General features: G+C 76.4%; 1 pseudogene. It reads left to right on the top strand.

Going from position 1 to position 1036, the window contains the following annotated elements:
* Window positions 1-981 (top strand): annotated as a pseudogene (locus ACYVE9_RS28160) (glycosyltransferase); the annotation flags it as partial.
* Window positions 982-1036 lie beyond the last annotated feature (55 nt).

Below are 1036 nucleotides of genomic sequence, written 5' to 3'. Positions count from 1 at the left end.
CAGGGCCAGCCCGCCGTCGTGCAGCTGCGCCGACCGGTCGGCCGGGTCAGGGCCACCAGCGAACCGTCGCTGGTGTTCCGGTTGCACGTCGACCGGCTGCCGCAGGGCAGGGCGGCGCTGCTGTTCCGCGCCCGCCGCGACGACGCCGCGGCGTCGCTGCGCCTCGTGCTGCCGCCGCGTACCGAGGCCGTCGACGGCTGGGTCGAGGTGCGCCTCGACCGGGCCGTCCACCGACTGCCCGAGTCCCGCTGGGACACCTACGTGGAGCGGGCCGTGGACGGCAGGCGCAAACGGGTCCGCGCCCAACTGGTCGAGACCGCCCGGCTGCTGTCGATGCCGGCGCCCCACGATCCCGACGGCGCCCTCGCGCCCTGGGTGCCCTACGCCACCACCGACGGTCATCTGGCCCTGCGCACCTGGCGCCGCACGGGCCACGCCGAGGTCGTCTCCGTCGACCTCGGCCCGCGGTCCTGCACCGTCCAGGCCCAGCTGTACGGGACGGCGGCGCGGGCGGCCGCGGGGGAGGCCGGCACGGTCGTCGCCGTGCCCCGCAACAAGGAGGAGCAGGCCTTCGAGCTGTCCACGTGGCCCTCTCCGGCTGCCGGCCCCCCGGCTGCCCCGCACGCCTCGCTCAGCTTCGACCTGCCCTACGACCTGCCGGCCCTGCGGCCTTCCGACGAGGCGGAGGAGGTGTGGGACCTGTGGTACCGGCCCGGTGCGGAGGGAGCGCAGCCCGTCCGGTTCGCACGCCTGCTCGGCGACCTCGCCGACCGCAAGAAGACGGACGTGCTGCCGTGGGTCCGGACGGGCGAGGGGGACACCGGCCTGCGGTGGTACTTCTCGCTCAGCAACAACCTCGCGCTGACCCGCCGGCCGCTGTCCGACGACGAGCAGGCCCAAGGGCCGGTGCCCGCACCGGCACCGGTCGAGCAGCGGCCCGCTCAGGGCGCGTCGTCGAGGGCTTCCGCCGGCACCACCTGATCCGCCGCGGCCGCCTCGTCCTCGTCCGGCGTCCCGTCCACGCCGGCGCACCGCA

It is taken from the genome of Streptomyces sparsus, from assembly GCF_054776295.1.
Note: the sequence above shows the minus strand (reverse complement) of the source record. Positions and strands in the feature narration are given on the sequence as shown.